The sequence below is a fragment of the Formivibrio sp. oc-25 genome, assembly GCF_055810895.1.
The window spans coordinates 150,863-166,687 of the sequence record NZ_JBVVOL010000001.1 but is presented as its reverse complement, the minus strand read 5'-3'; the positions used below and the strand labels follow the sequence as shown (position 1 = coordinate 166,687).

20 protein-coding genes and 1 pseudogene are annotated in these 15,825 nt (G+C 59.0%); 4 read left to right on the top strand and 17 right to left on the bottom strand.

Annotation, left to right across the window (positions count from 1 at the left end):
• Positions 1-105: 105 nt before the first annotated feature.
• The 10 genes from AC0KVQ_RS00915 to AC0KVQ_RS00870 form a co-directional block, all read right to left on the bottom strand.
• Complete coding sequence (locus AC0KVQ_RS00915) at positions 106-624, bottom strand: hypothetical protein (RefSeq protein WP_473419215.1); 519 nt, start codon at positions 622-624, stop codon at positions 106-108.
• Positions 624-1,301, bottom strand: coding sequence for a flagellar basal body L-ring protein FlgH (locus tag AC0KVQ_RS00910; RefSeq protein WP_473419214.1), 678 nt, complete (start codon positions 1,299-1,301; stop codon positions 624-626). Before AC0KVQ_RS00910 ends, AC0KVQ_RS00915 begins: the two co-directional genes overlap by 1 nt.
• Positions 1,302-1,641: 340 nt before the next feature.
• Positions 1,642-2,385, bottom strand: coding sequence for a DsbC family protein (locus AC0KVQ_RS00905; RefSeq protein ID WP_473419213.1), 744 nt, complete (start codon positions 2,383-2,385; stop codon positions 1,642-1,644).
• A gap of 15 nt (positions 2,386-2,400) precedes the next feature.
• Positions 2,401-3,573, bottom strand: coding sequence for a UbiH/UbiF family hydroxylase (locus AC0KVQ_RS00900; RefSeq protein WP_473419212.1), 1,173 nt, complete (start codon positions 3,571-3,573; stop codon positions 2,401-2,403).
• A 50-nt stretch (positions 3,574-3,623) separates the two neighbouring features.
• Positions 3,624-4,280, bottom strand: coding sequence for an adenylate kinase (gene adk, locus AC0KVQ_RS00895; protein ID WP_473419211.1), 657 nt, complete (start codon positions 4,278-4,280; stop codon positions 3,624-3,626).
• A 54-nt stretch (positions 4,281-4,334) separates the two neighbouring features.
• Positions 4,335-5,099 carry a 3-deoxy-manno-octulosonate cytidylyltransferase gene (gene kdsB / locus AC0KVQ_RS00890; protein WP_473419210.1) on the bottom strand — a complete coding sequence of 255 codons (765 nt, stop codon included), beginning with the start codon at positions 5,097-5,099 and terminating at the stop codon, positions 4,335-4,337.
• The gene (locus AC0KVQ_RS00885; protein ID WP_473419209.1) at positions 5,096-5,281 is read right to left on the bottom strand and encodes a Trm112 family protein; all 186 of its coding nucleotides are present in this window, start codon (positions 5,279-5,281) and stop codon (positions 5,096-5,098) included. Before AC0KVQ_RS00885 ends, kdsB begins: the two co-directional genes overlap by 4 nt.
• Positions 5,262-6,272 (bottom strand): tetraacyldisaccharide 4'-kinase, encoded by a 1,011-nt coding sequence (gene lpxK / locus AC0KVQ_RS00880; RefSeq protein WP_473419208.1) that lies wholly within the window; start codon positions 6,270-6,272, stop codon positions 5,262-5,264. The genes AC0KVQ_RS00885 and lpxK overlap by 20 nt, the downstream gene beginning before the upstream one ends.
• A gap of 33 nt (positions 6,273-6,305) precedes the next feature.
• Positions 6,306-6,728, bottom strand: a complete 423-nt coding sequence (locus AC0KVQ_RS00875; protein WP_473419207.1) for an ExbD/TolR family protein — start codon at positions 6,726-6,728, stop codon at positions 6,306-6,308.
• A gap of 13 nt (positions 6,729-6,741) precedes the next feature.
• Positions 6,742-7,353, bottom strand: coding sequence for a MotA/TolQ/ExbB proton channel family protein (locus AC0KVQ_RS00870; RefSeq protein WP_473419206.1), 612 nt, complete (start codon positions 7,351-7,353; stop codon positions 6,742-6,744).
• Between AC0KVQ_RS00870 and AC0KVQ_RS00865 the strand changes: the two genes are divergently transcribed.
• From AC0KVQ_RS00865 to AC0KVQ_RS00850, 4 genes and pseudogenes are all read left to right on the top strand, one after another.
• Positions 7,352-7,546 carry a hypothetical protein gene (locus AC0KVQ_RS00865; RefSeq protein ID WP_473419205.1) on the top strand — a complete coding sequence of 65 codons (195 nt, stop codon included), beginning with the start codon at positions 7,352-7,354 and terminating at the stop codon, positions 7,544-7,546. The two genes, AC0KVQ_RS00870 and AC0KVQ_RS00865, sit on opposite strands and share 2 nt — an antisense overlap.
• Positions 7,547-7,685: 139 nt before the next feature.
• Positions 7,686-9,041, top strand: coding sequence for an exodeoxyribonuclease VII large subunit (gene xseA, locus AC0KVQ_RS00860; RefSeq protein WP_473419204.1), 1,356 nt, complete (start codon positions 7,686-7,688; stop codon positions 9,039-9,041).
• Positions 9,042-9,096: 55 nt separating this feature from the next.
• Positions 9,097-9,831: pseudogene (locus AC0KVQ_RS00855) on the top strand (electron transfer flavoprotein subunit beta/FixA family protein); the annotation flags it as partial.
• Positions 9,811-10,833: an electron transfer flavoprotein subunit alpha/FixB family protein gene (locus tag AC0KVQ_RS00850; RefSeq protein WP_473419315.1), complete on the top strand. Its 1,023-nt coding sequence runs from the start codon at positions 9,811-9,813 to the stop codon at positions 10,831-10,833. The pseudogene AC0KVQ_RS00855 and the gene AC0KVQ_RS00850, both read left to right, overlap by 21 nt.
• On the opposite strand, the gene xerD is transcribed toward AC0KVQ_RS00850, so the two are convergent.
• The 7 genes from xerD to ffh all read right to left on the bottom strand — a co-directional run bounded on the left by xerD (position 10,830) and on the right by ffh (position 15,793).
• Complete coding sequence (gene xerD, locus AC0KVQ_RS00845) at positions 10,830-11,756, bottom strand: site-specific tyrosine recombinase XerD (protein ID WP_473419203.1); 927 nt, start codon at positions 11,754-11,756, stop codon at positions 10,830-10,832. The two genes, AC0KVQ_RS00850 and xerD, sit on opposite strands and share 4 nt — an antisense overlap.
• Positions 11,740-12,213: a methylated-DNA--[protein]-cysteine S-methyltransferase gene (locus AC0KVQ_RS00840; RefSeq protein WP_473419202.1), complete on the bottom strand. Its 474-nt coding sequence runs from the start codon at positions 12,211-12,213 to the stop codon at positions 11,740-11,742. The genes xerD and AC0KVQ_RS00840 overlap by 17 nt, the downstream gene beginning before the upstream one ends.
• A 96-nt stretch (positions 12,214-12,309) precedes the next feature.
• Positions 12,310-12,690, bottom strand: coding sequence for a 50S ribosomal protein L19 (rplS, locus tag AC0KVQ_RS00835; protein WP_473419201.1), 381 nt, complete (start codon positions 12,688-12,690; stop codon positions 12,310-12,312).
• A gap of 48 nt (positions 12,691-12,738) precedes the next feature.
• Positions 12,739-13,500 carry a tRNA (guanosine(37)-N1)-methyltransferase TrmD gene (trmD, locus tag AC0KVQ_RS00830; RefSeq protein ID WP_473419314.1) on the bottom strand — a complete coding sequence of 254 codons (762 nt, stop codon included), beginning with the start codon at positions 13,498-13,500 and terminating at the stop codon, positions 12,739-12,741.
• A gap of 7 nt (positions 13,501-13,507) precedes the next feature.
• Positions 13,508-14,053, bottom strand: a complete 546-nt coding sequence (gene rimM / locus AC0KVQ_RS00825) for a ribosome maturation factor RimM (protein WP_473419200.1) — start codon at positions 14,051-14,053, stop codon at positions 13,508-13,510.
• 8 nt (positions 14,054-14,061) lie between these two features.
• Positions 14,062-14,307 (bottom strand): 30S ribosomal protein S16, encoded by a 246-nt coding sequence (gene rpsP / locus AC0KVQ_RS00820; RefSeq protein ID WP_473419199.1) that lies wholly within the window; start codon positions 14,305-14,307, stop codon positions 14,062-14,064.
• A 124-nt stretch (positions 14,308-14,431) separates the two neighbouring features.
• On the bottom strand, positions 14,432-15,793 hold the full coding sequence (ffh, locus tag AC0KVQ_RS00815; RefSeq protein WP_473419198.1) for a signal recognition particle protein: 1,362 nt from the start codon (positions 15,791-15,793) through the stop codon (positions 14,432-14,434).
• Positions 15,794-15,825: the final 32 nt, after the last annotated feature.

Here is a 15,825-nt window from a genome sequence, read left to right as displayed (position 1 = left end):
AACGCAAAGAAACTACTGAAAACACCACCCGGCCGGCAATCAACTTTGCAAACAATTACCTTGTTGACCACGCAAGAAAGCCGGCTTGCGCGGCAGGAGACCTCGCTACTTCCCGGGCTGGCACAACAGTTCATCCACCACCGGATCAATCTTGGTCGAGGTTGAAGTCCACTTCTCATAGCCCCAGCGGCTGATCTGGTAATGTGACGAAGCCAGCATGCGATTTTGCTGATAAAGAAACAGATCTGCCTCATCCAGATAGGCAGATTTGTCGGACGAGGCAAAATGATTCGACCAGTTCCGGCTCGCCACGTAACGCAGGGTTGCCTCGCACGACAAGGGCTGGGTGCCGGGCGCATGCAGCGTGCTCTCAACCTGCAGTTGCCCGAGCCGGCGCTGCAGGCTGGGCAGGAAATCGGTGGAAGCCACATGCTGGTTGTATTCGATGCATACCGAGCGCAGGGGATAGCGCAACGTGCACGGATCGCGATCGGAGGTGGACCCGGCCACCAGCTCGGAATAGCCGGTCACCATCAGGTTGAGTGTTTCGTCGAGCGGTACGCTGAGCACGGTGACACAGCCCGACAGCATAAGGCTTACTGCCAGTGCGCAAAGCCGCTGCATCAATATGGACTCAGCACGCTAAGGAACATGCGCTGCAGCCAGCCCATGGTATTGGCGTCCGCGATCACGCCCTTGCCCACCAGCTCCAGCCGGGCATCGGCGATCTTCTGCGACTGCACTACGTTGCCAACCTTGATGTCCTTGCGGTTGATCACCCCGGTCAGGCGCAAGATGCTCTGCTGATTATTGAGCGACACCCATTTGTCGCCACCGATCAGCAAGTTGCCATTGGGCAGGACATCGATCACGGTGGCAGCCAGGGTGGCGGTGACCTTCTTGTTGCTTTCATAGCCGCCCTTGCCCGTGAGCGACTGGCTGCTGCTGGCAGAAAGCGTACTGCTGTTCAGCAAGGTGCGGATGAATCCCGGAACCGCATCATCGGCGCTGCCCTCCGAAGAAAATGCAGCGGAACGGCTGGCCGAGGTATTGTCCTTGCCGCTGGCCACCATGCTCTCCGAGATTTCGACGGTGAGTACATCGCCAACATGCCGCGCCACAGGTTCTTCAAACAGCATGACTGCGCTGTGCGGCTGGAAAATCGAACCGTTATTGCCCATGACCGGCAAAGCCGGATAAGGCCTGGCCGTGGTAGGCATCGTGATCACCGGGGATTCGGCGCATCCGGCCAAGCAGACAATACCCACGACAGCGATCAGACAACTTGCGATTCGATCCATTTCCATACCCAAGCCCCGCACTATCGGGTCGGTCGCAGTATGTCAGTGCAATTTGCAAGAAAAATGGACAGAAACATCAAATTATGTAAAGCAACAGCCTTGCATGGCCAGCCGTCCGGAAGCGGTTGGGCTGCAGTTCAAAGCCTGTAGCGGAGGGCACTTGGCGGGATGCGGCGCTGCGAATGAATTCGGACGGGCGTTTCAGAGCAGGACCATGAACAGGTCCCGAGGTCGATCAGCAAACAGGCCTGCCGACTAGCCGGAACACGAAGCCAGCGCCCTGCGAGCACTGGCATCAAAATATCCGGCACGGATGGCGGGCCTTCCCTGCGGGCTGGGCTTATTTTTCTGCAAGCAGTTTTTCAATATCGGCACGAGGAATCGCGCCGGGCACCAGACGGCCATTGGCAAAGATCAAACCGGGCGTACCGCTGATACCGAGCGAGGCGCCCAGTTGTACCGTTCTGGCCACCGGGTTCTCGCAATCATCCTTGGCCGGTTCCGGCAACTTGCCGTTGTGAATCCAGTTCTTCCAGGCAGCCGTTCTATCCTGCGCACACCAGATCACGCGCGATTTGCGCGCGGCATCCGGATGCAATTCGGCCAGCGGCATCAGGAAGGTGTAGATGGTGATATTGCTGATGTCCTTGAGGCCTTCCTGTTCCAGCTTCTTGCAGAACGGGCAATCCGGATCGGAGAATACGGCCAGCTTGCGCGATCCATCACCACGCACTTCCTTGATCGCCAGCTCCAGCGGCAGCTTGGCAAAATCAACCTTGCGCAACTCGTCCATGCGTTCCTTGGTAAGACTGGTGCGCTTGACCACGTCGACCATATCGCCGAAAAGCAGGTATTCCGCCTTGGCATCGGTGTAGACGATCATGTTGCCACCCAGCACTACTTCGTAGATGCCCTTCATCGGCGTATTGTTCACCGCAGTGACTTCACGGCCTGGCAATTGCTTGGTCAGCTTGGCCTTGATCTCGGCCTGCGCCTTGTTCTCCCCTTCTGCCGAAGCGGTGCAGGCAGTCAGCCCGATCAGGCTGGTAGCGATCAGGGCATGCGCGATTTTTTTGAGATTCATGGGAAATCCTTTGTTTCAGAAGCCTGCGGCCTGACGGATCAGTTGCCGCTTCAGCCATTCCGACTGGTTGGTCACCCCAAGGCCCAGATTGCGCAGTGTCTTGAGGACGGGATTCGTGTTGTTGAAAAGCTGCTGCAGGCCGTGGCACACGCCCTGCATCATCATGACCGGCTCGCGCCGGGCACGGGCATAGCGGCGCAGGACAGACAAATCACCGCAACGCTGTACCGCTTCGGCAGACAGTATGCCCGCAAGTTCAGCCACATCGCCAAATCCGAGATTGACGCCCTGACCGGCGAGCGGATGAACGGTATGAGCGGCATCGCCAATCAGAGCCACGCGCGGCGACACGATGGTCGACAAGCGGTTGAGCCGTAGCGGGAAAGCCGCTGCGGGCGTGATCATTTCCAGATGCCCCAGCCGGTTACCCCCGGCTTGCGCCACGCGCTGGGCGAGTTGCGCACCATCGAGCGCCAGCAATTCATCCCGGAGCGCTTGCGGGCAGGACCAGACCATGGACATGCGCTGGCCAGCCAGCGGCAGCCAGGCCAGCACGCCATCTTCGCGGAACCACTGCCAGGCAGTGCCCAGATGCGGTTTTTCGGTGATGAAATTGGCCACGACCCCGAACTGGTGATAATCGTGCACCTGCGGCGCCATTCCCAACTGGCTGCGAATCCATGACTGCGCACCGTCGGCCCCTACCACCAGACGCGCACAGACGCTGCGGCCATCCGCCAGCACCAGCGTGGCAGCTTCAACATCCACCGCCAGATGGGCAGGCTCTGCCGGAGCGAGAATCCGCACGTTGGGGCAGGCTTGTACCGCCTGCCACAGCGCCTTTTGCAATTCGCGACTTTCCAGAATGGTGGCCAATTCGGTCAGCCCGGCCTCCAGCGCATCGAACCGCAACGCTGAACCTGAGTCACCCAAGATGCGCATCGTCTGCACCGACTGCAGCCGCTCTGCCGGCATGCCAGGCCAGGCACCGACCTGCTCCAGCAGGCGCCGGCTGGCGCCGCTAATCGCATAGACGCGCGAATCCCAGCTCTCCGCCGGCCAGTCGAAATGCGGCGCACGCGCATCCAGCAACAGGACCGAGAGCGAAGTGTCCTTCAATGCCAGCGCCAGCGCTGCACCGACCAGACCACCACCGACAATCAGCACATCGGCATCAAGTTTTTTCATGGGAAACAATAAAAGAGGGGGCACATTGAACAATGTACCCCTGTGTGGCTTTATGCACTCAGTGCAGCAAAAACCTGGTCGCGGATCGCGTTGACTTCACCCACGCCATTGATCTTCACATACTTCGGCGCCTTGGCATCGCCCGATGCGGCAAGCTTGCCGTAGTAGCTCACCAGCACTTCGGTCTGTTCGTGGTACACGGCCAGGCGCTTCATCACGGTTTCTTCCGCATCGTCAGCACGCTGGATCAGCTCTTCGCCGGTTTCGTCGTCCTTGCCCTCAACCTTGGGCGGGTTGAACTTGACGTGATAGGTGCGGCCCGAAGCCACATGCACACGACGGCCGGCCATCCGTTCGATGATCGATGCATCCGGCACGTCGATTTCAACCACGTAGTCAATATCCACGCCAGCCTCTTTCATCGCTTCGGCCTGCGGAATCGTGCGCGGGAAACCGTCGAACAGGAAGCCGTTGGCGCAATCCGCTTCGGCGATACGCTCCTTCACCAGGCCGATGATGATGTCATCGCGCACCAGGCCGCCGGCATCCATGATGGCCTTGGCTTCCAGGCCCAGCGGGGTGCCAGCCTTCACGGCTGCGCGCAGCATGTCGCCCGTGGAGATTTGCGGAATGCCGAACTTTTCCTTGATGAAGTTGGCCTGGGTACCCTTGCCGGCGCCCGGCGCGCCAAGAAGAATCAAACGCATGGTGAAGTTTCCTTGTGCTTCGTAAGTGCGAGTGAGGCTCGCGAATGAATGTAGTTATGGGTGATGCGCAAAAACTGCACGGACACGCGCCAGATCTTCCGGCGTATCGACCCCGGCAGCCGGCGCATGATCGGTCACGAACACGCCAATCGCATGGCCGTGCCAGAGCACGCGCAACTGTTCGAGCGCCTCGATGCCTTCGATCGGTGATACGGCCAGATCGCGGTAGGCGCGCAGGAAACCGGCGCGGTAACCGTAGATGCCAACATGGCGCAGGGCACCCAATTGTGCTGGCAGCGTGGTCTTGTCGTTGGCAAACGCATCCCTTGCCCAGGGAATCGGCGCCCGGCTGAAATACAGCGCCCGACCAGTCTTGTCGAGCACGACCTTGACCACGTTCGGGTTGAAAAAATCGGCGGCGAATTCGATCGGATGTGCGGCAGTAGACATCACCAACCCGGCATCGCCCGCCAGCTTGGCGGCGACGGCATCGACCAGTCCAGGGTCGATCAGCGGCTCATCACCCTGTACGTTGACCACGATCTCGTCGTCCGGCAAACCGAGAATATCGGCAGCTTCAGCCAACCGTTCAGTGCCGGAGGCATGGTCCGGGCGTGTCATCACGGCTTCAAAACCGCACGCCAGCACAGCATCCAGAATGCGCGGGTCATCGGTCGCAACCACCGCGCGCTTGGCACCGGAGAGCTTGGCACGCTCGGCCACGCGCACGATCATCGGCTTGCCGTGGATATCGGCCAGCGGCTTATCCGGCAGGCGCGTCGATTTCAGGCGCGCCGGGATCAGGGCAACAAAGCTCATTCCTGCACCTCCTCATCGGCAGCGAGCTCTCGGGCCTCGACATCCAGCATCACGGGAATGCCATCCTTGATCGGATAGGCCAGGCGATCTGCCTTGCAGATCAGCTCCTGCTGTTTTTTGTTGAAGACAAGCGGCCCTTTGCACAGCGGGCAGACCAGGATTTCAAGCAGTTTGGCGTCCATGATTCAGTTTTCCTATCAGCCAGTCGGCCAGATCGGGTTCAAGCCGGGCAGCAACCGGCAGGACCCGGATTTTATCACCGAGCGCACCCAGCTCGGGCAATGCGGCAAGTTTTACCGCATCTTTTTCCGTTACCAGGATCAGATCGGCTTCGGGCAAATCTGAGGCAGCAAAGTGGTGGTGATCCGGAAACGGATACGCATCGAAGACCAGTCCCAAGGCATTCAGGCTCGCAAAAAACCTCGCCGGATTGCCAATGCCACACACGGCAGCCAGCTTGCAGCCAGCAAGATCATTTGCGCCGAAGGTCTGGCGGGCATCGTGCAGGACGTGGAAGCGACCTGGCTCCAACTGCATCCTGAAGCCTTTTGCGTGCAAGGGCATCTCACCCGCACCATTGAGGACAACGGCATCCACGCCGCGCAAGCGGGAAACCGGCTCGCGCAACGGCCCGGCCGGTATCGGCAAGGCATTGCCGAATCCACGCGCACCATCGACCACACACAGCTCGATATCACGCGCCAGACGGTAGTGCTGCAGGCCGTCATCGCAAAGCAGTACATCAACATCCGGGTATGCCGCCAGCAAGGCCCGGCCAGCCGCAGACCGATCCGGGCAGACAAAAACCGGCACCCCGGCATTGCGCGCCAGCAGCAGTGGTTCATCGCCGCAGATGGCCGGGTCGGTATCGGCCGTAACGTGCAGTGGTGCAACCACTGAGCCGCGATAACCACGGGAAATGATCCCGGGTCTTTTCCCCCGCAACGCCAGCGCTTGCGCCAGGTAGAGGGTCAGTGGCGTCTTGCCAGCACCTCCGGCGGTCAGATTACCCACGACCACTACCGGCACAGGCAAATGGTTTGATCGGAAAACGCCTGCGTGAAACAGGTTGCGCCGGACTGCCGCCACCAGCGCAAAAAGGCTCGCCAGCGGTAACAGCAATGCAGCCTGCCAGGAAAAGCGCGAATACCAGATTTTTTCTATGGAGCGCATGCGATAAAAAACGGGGCATTCGCCCCGTTCCGGTTATTTGTTGGCAGAAGTCTGCGTGGCAAAGGTGAGCTTGCCGTAGCCGGCAGTTCGCGCTGCTTCCATCACATTGACCACGCTCTGGTGCGAAGCCTGTGCGTCGGCATTGACCACAATCATCGGATCCGGATTGTTGCCGGCAGCACGACGCAACACCACGGCAAACTCATCGGAGTTGCTGAAAATGGCCGGTGTTTCATTCACTGCGTACTGACCATTGGCAGACACGGCCACCTGAACGGTCTGCTTTTGTTCATCCGTCTTTTCCGCCTCGGCCGTGGGCAGATTGATCTTCAATTCGGCAAAGCGCGAATACGTGGTGGTTGCCATCAGAAAGATCAGGATGACCAACAGCACATCAATCAAGGGAACGAAGTTGATTTCCGGCTCGTCGCGTCTGCGATTTTTACTGAATTTCATCGCGTCTGCCTGCTTAGTTGGTGCGCTCGCCGTGGACAACTTCCACGAGTTTCACCGCCTGCTGCTCCATCTCGACGATGTAACCATCGACCAGATTACGGTAAAAACGGTAGAACATCAGCGCCGGCACCGCCACGATAATGCCGAAGGCCGTGTTGTAGAGTGCAACGGAAATACCATGCGCCAAGGCCGCAGGATTGGAGCCACCCGTTGGCGTCTGCGCACCGAAAATCTCGATCATGCCGATCACGGTTCCGAACAGGCCAAGCAAGGGGGTAACCGCTGCAAACGTACCCAGCGTGGAAAGATAGCGATCCAGATCATGCGCGACGACGCTGCCGACCTCTTCGATCGATTCCTTCATGATCTCGCGCGAACTGCGCACGTTCTTGAGCCCTGCCGCCAAAACGCGCCCCAGCGGGGATGACGCGGAAAGCTGCGACAGCATTTCCGGGGTCACGCCGCGCGTGCGATACTCCTGCACCACCTTGCCCAGCAGCCCTTCCGGCAAGACCAGTGATTTGCGCAAGGAAAGCGCGCGCTCGATGATGATGGTCACGACAGCGACGGAAGAAGCAATAATTAACCAGATCGGCCAACCGGCGGCCTGAATGATGGCAAGCATGACAAAACCTGTTTGTTGTGTTGCAAAACGGCGTAACTTTAGCCCGATTACCAAAACAACGAAAGGGGAAAAGGCGCAAACCTGTGAAGCAATTGAGCTTTCCCGCCTTACCCACAACCCTGTGGATAACTTTGTGGGGAAAATCGCAAAACTGGCCGCAAACCCGCATCGCCGCGCCATTCCCCACAGATAACCACGCTTTGATCATTTAAAAACAATCATTAAAAATCATATAGTTACAACATCAACCTCAACTACACTCCGGCAAAGTGCACATAACCCGCATTCAACAAGGGTTTTGTGGATGAAATTAGCTGGCAATTGGTGTTTCCATGTACTTGTCAAGCCCTGAAAATGTCATATCCGTTACCGAACTCAATCGACAGGTGCGCCTGCTGCTGGAGGGAAGCTTTCCCGTCATGTGGATTAGCGGTGAGATCTCGGGCTTCAAACGCTACGATTCCGGTCACTGTTATTTCACGCTCAAGGATGCAGGCGCGCAGGTTCGTTGCGTGATGTTTCGCAACCGGGCGGCGCTGCTCGATTTCGCCCCCCAGGAAGGCATTCGGGTGGAAGCACGGGCCGTGGCTTCACTCTACGAGGCACGCGGCGATTTCCAGCTCACCATCGAAGCCTTGCGCCCGGGCGGACTGGGTGCGCTGTTTGAGGCTTTCGAGGCGCTGAAGCGCAAACTGGAGGCCGAAGGCCTGTTCAGTCCGGCACGCAAGCAACCCCTGCCGCGCCTGCCGCGCAGTATCGGCATTGTTACTTCGCCTGCCGCCGCGGCCTTGCGCGACGTACTGACCACACTCAAACGGCGCATGCCCGGCATTCCCCTGATCCTTTATCCAACAGCCGTGCAGGGCATGGATGCTGCCCGACAGATCGCCGCCGCCATCCGTACTGCCGACAACCGGCATGAAGTCGATACCCTCATCATCTGCCGCGGCGGCGGCAGCATTGAAGACCTTTGGCCGTTCAACGAGGAAATCGTGGCACGTGCCATTGCCGACTGCACCATCCCGGTCATCTGCGGGATCGGGCACGAAACCGATTTCACCATTGCCGACTTTGTTGCCGACCAACGCGCCCCCACGCCAACGGCAGCAGCCGAGCTGGTCTGCCCCAGCAGGAACGAGTTGCAGAATGCGTTAAGGCATATGCGCCAACGCATGCAATCCACGCTTGAGCGGCAATTGCAGCAGCGCATGCAGCATCTGGATATGCTGGCGCGGCGCTTGCGTCACCCGGGCGAGCGCCTGCAGTACCAGCGAGAACGACTGCAGCGATTGCAGCAGCGTCTGCATGCGCTGCCGGAGCGGCTGGTCGCCTACCGCGGCCTGCGCCTGGAGCAATTGCAACTACGCCTGCAGCACAGCAGGCTAAAGGCTGATCGATATGCACAGAAGATCGAATCCAGCAAAAGAAGCTTGCAACAAAACATGAGCCGACTCATCACGCAACGCCAGCAGCAACTGGCAAACCTTGCCGTACGCCTGGAAGCCTGCAATCCGCACACCCCGCTGCAGCGCGGCTACGCACTGGTCATGCATGCCGATGGCTCGCTGATCAGCGATGCCGGCCAGGCTCATCCGCAGGAAAGGATCACAGTACAGTTCGCCACCAACACACTGCAGGCCCGTGTGACCGATACGCCAGCCAGCCCGCAAGGAGAATTGCCGCTTTGATGCAGAGCGGCACTCTGCGGCAAAATACCCGATTGTCCGTGCATTGAAAGTCGACATGAAAGCGCTGGTAGCAATCAAACGTGTTCCCGATGGCAACATCCCTGTACGTCTGAAGCCGGATGGATCAGGGGTGGATATGGCTGGCGTGCCGATGCGCGTCAATCCATTCGACGAAGCAGCCCTGGAAAAGGCAATCCAGTGGAAGGAAGCCGGGCTGGTAGAAGAAATCGTTGCGGTTACGATCGGAGATAGCGGCAGCCAGGAAGCCCTGCGCCACGCGCTGGCACTTGGGGCCGATCGAGCCGTGCGCATCGATACCCACTCAACACTGGAACCCCTGGCACTTGCCCGCTTGCTGCAGGCCATCGTCCAGCAGGAAGCACCTGATCTGGTCATGCTCGGCAAACAATCCAGCGATACCGGCTGCGCCCAGGTCGGGCCAATGCTGGCAGGGCTACTCGGCTGGCCGCAAGGCTGCTTTGCCTCTGCCATGCAAATGGATGCCGGACAACTGCGCATCACCCGCGAAATCGAGGGCGGGCAGGAAACGCTCGCATTGCCCCTGCCTGCCGTGATCACGGCAGACCTGCGCCTGGCCAATCCGCGCTATGTAAAGCTGCCGCAACTGCTGCAGGCCAAGAAGAAAAATATCGAAATACTGGCTGCCGCAGAACTGGCAAATCTACCAACACCGGACATCAAGACTTTGCGTGTTGCCGCCCCGCCACCTCGCCGCCCTGCCCGCCATACGCATAGCGCCGCCGAACTATTGAACTGGCTGCGGCAAGAAGGGCTGCGGGAGGCATCCATCACACCCAGTCAAACAGAATCAGACCTCTCTCGCCCCCGCCGGCATGTACTGGTTTTGGCCGAGCATGACGGACACACGCTGCATGCCAGCACGCGGTGCCTGCTCAGTGCGGCACGCCGGCTTGGCGATACCATCAGCCTGCTGGTGGCCGGTCATGCGATTGCACCCATTGCCAACGCGGCCAGCGAGATTGCTGGTGTCAATCAGGTGTTAATGGCGGATGACCCGGCACTGGCACACCGGCCGGAAGAGCCCTTGGCAGCCCTGCTGGCGCAGTGTGCACACCAAACTGCGGCCACAGTCCTGCTCGCGGCAACGTCCGCACAAGGCAAAGCCACGCTACCGCGCACCGCGGCATTGCTCGATTGCCCCATGCTTTCGGACATCATCGCCATTGACACACCGGATACGATGGCGGGGCCGATTCATGCGGGCGAAGTCTTGGCAACCTGGCACAACACCAGCCAAGTGCAGATACTCAGCCTTCGCCCAGCCTCATACCCACCAGCCGGCCAGCAAGTGCCGGCATTGATTCAATGCGTGGAAATGCCGCACGCCGGCCGCCATTCGCACTGGATCGAGCAGACCCGCACGCATGGCGAATGGCCGAAGCTGTCGGAAGCGCGGATTGTGGTCAGTGGTGGCAGCGGGCTGCAATCTGCTGAAAAATTTCAAACCGTGATCGCCCCTCTGGCCAGTCGACTGGGTGCAGCCATTGGCGCAACCCTGTCAGCCGTTGATGCCGGATTCGTCGACAATGCCGCGCAAATAGGCCAGACCGGTACCATCGTCGCACCAGAGTTCTATTTCGCGATCGGACTATCCGGTGCTGCACAGCACTTGGCCGGCATGCGCGATAGCCGCATCATCGTCGCCATCAACAAGGATCCCTGCGCACCGATCTGCCGCCATGCCGATTATGTGCTGGAGGGCGATTTGTTCGAGCAGGTACCGGAACTGGTCAAGCTGCTGGAGAGTTAGCCACGCGGGTGGTGTTCCGCATGCAGGGCTTTCAGGCGTGCGGCGGCTACCTGGGTATAAATCTGCGTGGTCGTGATATCGGCATGCCCGAGCAACATCTGCACCACGCGCAAGTCAGCCCCATGATTGAGCAAATGCGTCGCAAAGGAGTGGCGTAATGCATGGGGGGTCAGCTGTGGTGCCGGGATGCTCGCCGCTGCGGCATATTGCTTGATGATGAACCAGAAACCCTGTCGGGTCAGCGCCTCGCCACGCTGGTTCGGAAATGCTTCGGGCAACTGCCGGCCAGCCAGCAATAAAGGACGGGATTCGGTCAGGTAGCGCTCCAGCCACGATGTTGCCATTTCCCCCATGGGCACCAGCCGCTGCTTGCCCCCCTTGCCCGCCAGCACCTGCACGAAGCGCTCGCGCAGGTGGATTTGCGCAAGCGGCAACGTTACCAGTTCGGATACGCGCAAACCCGTGGCATACATCAACTCCAGCATGGCACGATCGCGCAGCCCTGCTGGTAAATCCACATCCGGGGCATTGAGCAGCGCTTCGATCCTATCCTCAGGGATAGCCTTGGGCAGCGGCCTGATCCGGGCCGGCGTGTGCAGATCCACGGTCGGATCCTGCACCAGCCGCCCACTCTGTACCCAGTACCGATAAAACCTGCGCAAGCTTGCCATGCGCCGCGCCAATGTCGCCGGCTTGGCATGTACCGATGCATGAGCCAGAAACCCTTGCACGCAAGCCCGGTCGGCCTGCAGCAGGCCAACTTCGCCCTGCGTATGCAGCCAGCCCGCCCAGATGGCCAGATCACGCCGATAACCCAGCATGGTATTGGCAGACAAGCCATCCCCAAGCCAGGCCGCGTCGATAAACTCATCAATCAACACCTGCGCAGAAGCAGGCAGGCTGCATTCAACAGGATTGTTCATGCGCCAACAGCCAGCGTTTGATCGGTAGCCAATCCACCCCGCCTCGCCTGGCATTGAATCCGCCCAGGCCATGGGTTGCCACCACGCGGTGACAAGGTATTACCAAGGGCAACGGATTCGCACCGCAGGCACCGCCAACCGGACGTGGCGAAGTGTGCAATTCCCTTGCGATATCCGCATAGGTAAGCACCTGTCCGCAGGGAATGCGCGCAATTTGTTCCCACACCTTGCGCCGAAATAAGGTGCCTTCCAGGCAGTACGGCAAATCAAAGTGGAAAGCAGGGTTATCAAACCAGGCATCCAACTGCCGTTGCACTTCCTGCAATAGCGCAGTCTGCGGCGGCCTTAAAACCACGCCATCCCCCAAGAACTCGATTGCCGACAATTGGTCATTTTTCGCCAGTAAACCCAGCGATCCAACTGGCGACGCAATCACCGCGTCGTAACATTCCTCCATGGCGTACCTCGCACATACCAAAACGCCATTCTGCCATGCACAGCAAATAAAAAACGCAGTTCCGGAGAACTGCGTTTTTCACATGACCGCTGCAGATTATTCTGCTGCTTGCTGTGCCTTGCGGGCCGGCAGCTTTTCCTTGATACGAGCCGACTTGCCGGAACGATCACGCAGGTAGTACAGCTTGGCACGACGCACGTCACCGCGGCGCTTGACTTCAATCGCAGCCACCAGCGGGGAGTAGCTCTGGAAGGTACGCTCAACGCCGGTACCGGCCGAGATCTTGCGCACGATGAAAGAGCTGTTCAGGCCAGCATTGCGCTTGGCGATCACAACACCTTCATAGGCCTGCAGACGCTCGCGGTTACCTTCCTTCACCTTCACTTGCACGACAACGGTGTCGCCAGGTGCGAATTCAGGGATGGTCTTGCCGAGGCGGGCGATTTCTTCCTGCTCGAGTTGTTGAATCAGGTTCATTTCATAACTCCATCTGTGAAGCTTGTTCCTTCTGCCGTGCCGTGAAGGTCACGAGAGAGCAGCTTGGGCATGCTCCGACTGATACTCAGCCAGAAGACGAGCTTCCTCTTTTGATAGCTGGCGGCCTTGCAGCAGGTCCGGGCGGCGCAACCAGGTGCGGCCCAAAGCCTGTTTCAGACGCCAGCGCCTGATCAGCGCATGATTGCCGGACATCAACACATCCGGCACTTGCATGCCCTGATATTCTTCAGGACGGGTGTAATGCGGGCAATCCAGCAACCCATCCACAAACGAATCTTCTTCTGCGCTTGCCGCATGGTTCAATGCACCAGGCAACTGACGCACGATCGCATCAATCAGCACCATGGCCGGCAATTCACCACCGGAGAGCACATAGTCACCAATCGAGATTTCCTCATCGATCTGGCGCTGCAACACACGCTCATCCACGCCTTCATAGCGGCCGCACAGCAATACCAAGCCTGGCTCGGCCACCAGCTCCATGACCTTGGCATGGGTCAGCGGGCGACCTTGCGGCGAAAGGTATACAGCATGCGGAGCCACACCCAAGTCACGCTGTCGCGCCTTGGCGGCGGAAAGTGCGGCCTCCAGCGGTTCGGGAATCATCACCATGCCAGGACCACCACCAAAAGGACGATCATCGACCCGTCGATAGTTATCCATCGCATAATCACGAGGATTCCACGTCTGCAAATCAAACAAGCCCAGCTCGACTGCGCGACGAGTCACACCATGCTGAGTGATCGCCCCGAACATCTCCGGAAACAGCGTCACCACATCGACATGCAAGCTCATCTCAGTAATCCAGGCCCCAGTCGACCGTGATCACTTTGGCAGTTCGGTCCACCTTGAGCACGATCGCCGCAACAAACGGCAGCAGCCGCTCGGTGTCGCCATCCCGGACTACCAGGACATCATTAGCACCGGTAGCAAACAGGCGTTCGACCACGCCAAGACGCTCGTCCTGCATATTGCGGACTTCCAGGCCGATCAGATCGACCCAGTAGTACTCATCATCAGCAGGCGCCGGCATTTGGCTGCGTGGCACGGCAACTTCGCACCCCCGGAGCGCAAATGCCTGATCGCGATCATTCACGCCATCAAGCTGCGCTGCAAGCTTCTTGGTGTGCATGCCGCCCTTGATCAGGGTATACGGCTTCCAGTTGCCATCTCGCCCCAGCCACCAGACCGGGTAATCAAACAGGCTATCGGCATACTCGGTATCGGCGACCACGTTGATCTCGCCACGAATGCCAAAAGCCCCGCTGACATAACCCATCACTGTCAGATCATCAGGAACTGACAGCATGGTCGTCGGTGAGGCCTTGTTTTTTTCTGTCACGACAGAGATCAAGCGACTTTATAGCCCTTGAGCAGGCGAGCAACAGTCTCGGACGGCTGAGCGCCAACACCAAGCCAGTAGCTCACGCGATCCATCGCGAAGCGAACGCCTTCTTCGCTCTCGGCCGCAAGCGGATTATAGAAACCGATACGCTCGATGAAGCGGCCATCACGACGATTGCGGGAATCAGCCACTACCACGTTGTAGAAAGGACGGTCCTTGGCGCCACCACGGGCAAGACGAATCACAACCATTGTTTTATCCCTGACCCATTACGGGCATTGTTTAATCGGAAAAGCCGGGCATTTTACGGCAAAGCCAACAATGCAGGCAAGAAGTGCGTGCAAAACGGTTGGCTCTTCTGCCGGACGGCGGCCATTACATGCCTGGCATCATGCCTTTCATGCCCTTCATGGCGCGCATCAACTTACCCATGCCCCCCTTGCTGAACATTTTCATCATCTTCTGCATTTCCTCGAACTGCTTGAGCAGTCGATTGACTTCCTGCACCTGCACCCCGGCCCCCATCGCAATTCGGCGCTTGCGCGAAGCCTTGATCAGATCGGGATTGCGACGCTCGGCCGGCGTCATCGAATTGATAATCCCCTCCAGCCGCGCAACGGCCTTGTCCGCCACCTGCGGATCGGTTGCCGCAGCCGCCTGCGACAACTGGCCGGGCAATTTGTCCATGAGCGCGCCCATGCCACCCATTTTCTTCATCTGCAGAATCTGGCTCTTGAAGTCTTCCAGATCAAAGCCCTTGCCGGACTTGACCTTCTTCATCATCTTGAGCGCTTCTTCCTGATCGACCGTCTTCTGCACATCCTCGATCAGCGACAGCACATCGCCCATGCCCAGCACGCGCGAAGCCATCCGGTCCGGATAAAATGGCTCCAGTCCGGTCAGTTTTTCACCCACGCCGATAAACTTGATCGGCTTGCCGGTTACATGACGTACCGACAGTGCGGCGCCGCCACGCGAATCGCCATCGAGTTTGGTCAGGATCACACCGGTGAGCGGCAATGCCTCGTTAAACGCCTGCGCCACATTCACCGCATCCTGGCCCTGCATGGCATCCACCACAAACAAGGTCTCGATAGGCTTGACTGCCACATGCAGGGCCTTGATTTCGGCCATCATGGCCTCGTCGATCGCCAGACGACCCGCCGTATCGACGATCAGCACATCATGGAAATGGCGTTTGGCATGATCCAGCGCGGCCAGCGCAATGGCTGCGGGCTTCTGGCCCACATCAGAGGGAAACCACTCCACTTCCAACTGCGCCGCCAGCGTTTTCAACTGTTCAATCGCAGCGGGGCGATACACGTCAGTCGAGACCAGCAGGACCTTCTTTTTCTGTGTTTCCTTCAAAAGCTTTGCCAGCTTGCCCGATGTCGTGGTCTTGCCCGCCCCCTGCAGACCCGCCATCAGAATCACAGCCGGCGGCACCGCCGCCAGATTGAGCGCATCGTTATGCACCCCCATCAGCTTGGTCAGCTCTTCATACACCACACCGATCACGGCCTGACCCGGCGTCAGACTGCCAATGACTTCCTGCCCTTGCGCCCGCCGTTTGACATCATGGATAAATTGCTTGACCACAGGCAAGGCCACATCTGCCTCAAGCAGCGCCATGCGCACTTCTCGCAGGGCATCCTGGATATTGGCTTCGGTCAGCCGCGCATGGCCGCGCAAAGTCTTGACGACCCCTGACAGACGATTCGATAGATTGTCGAGCATGCATTTCTCCTGCAGCGGGCTGCCACCTGACT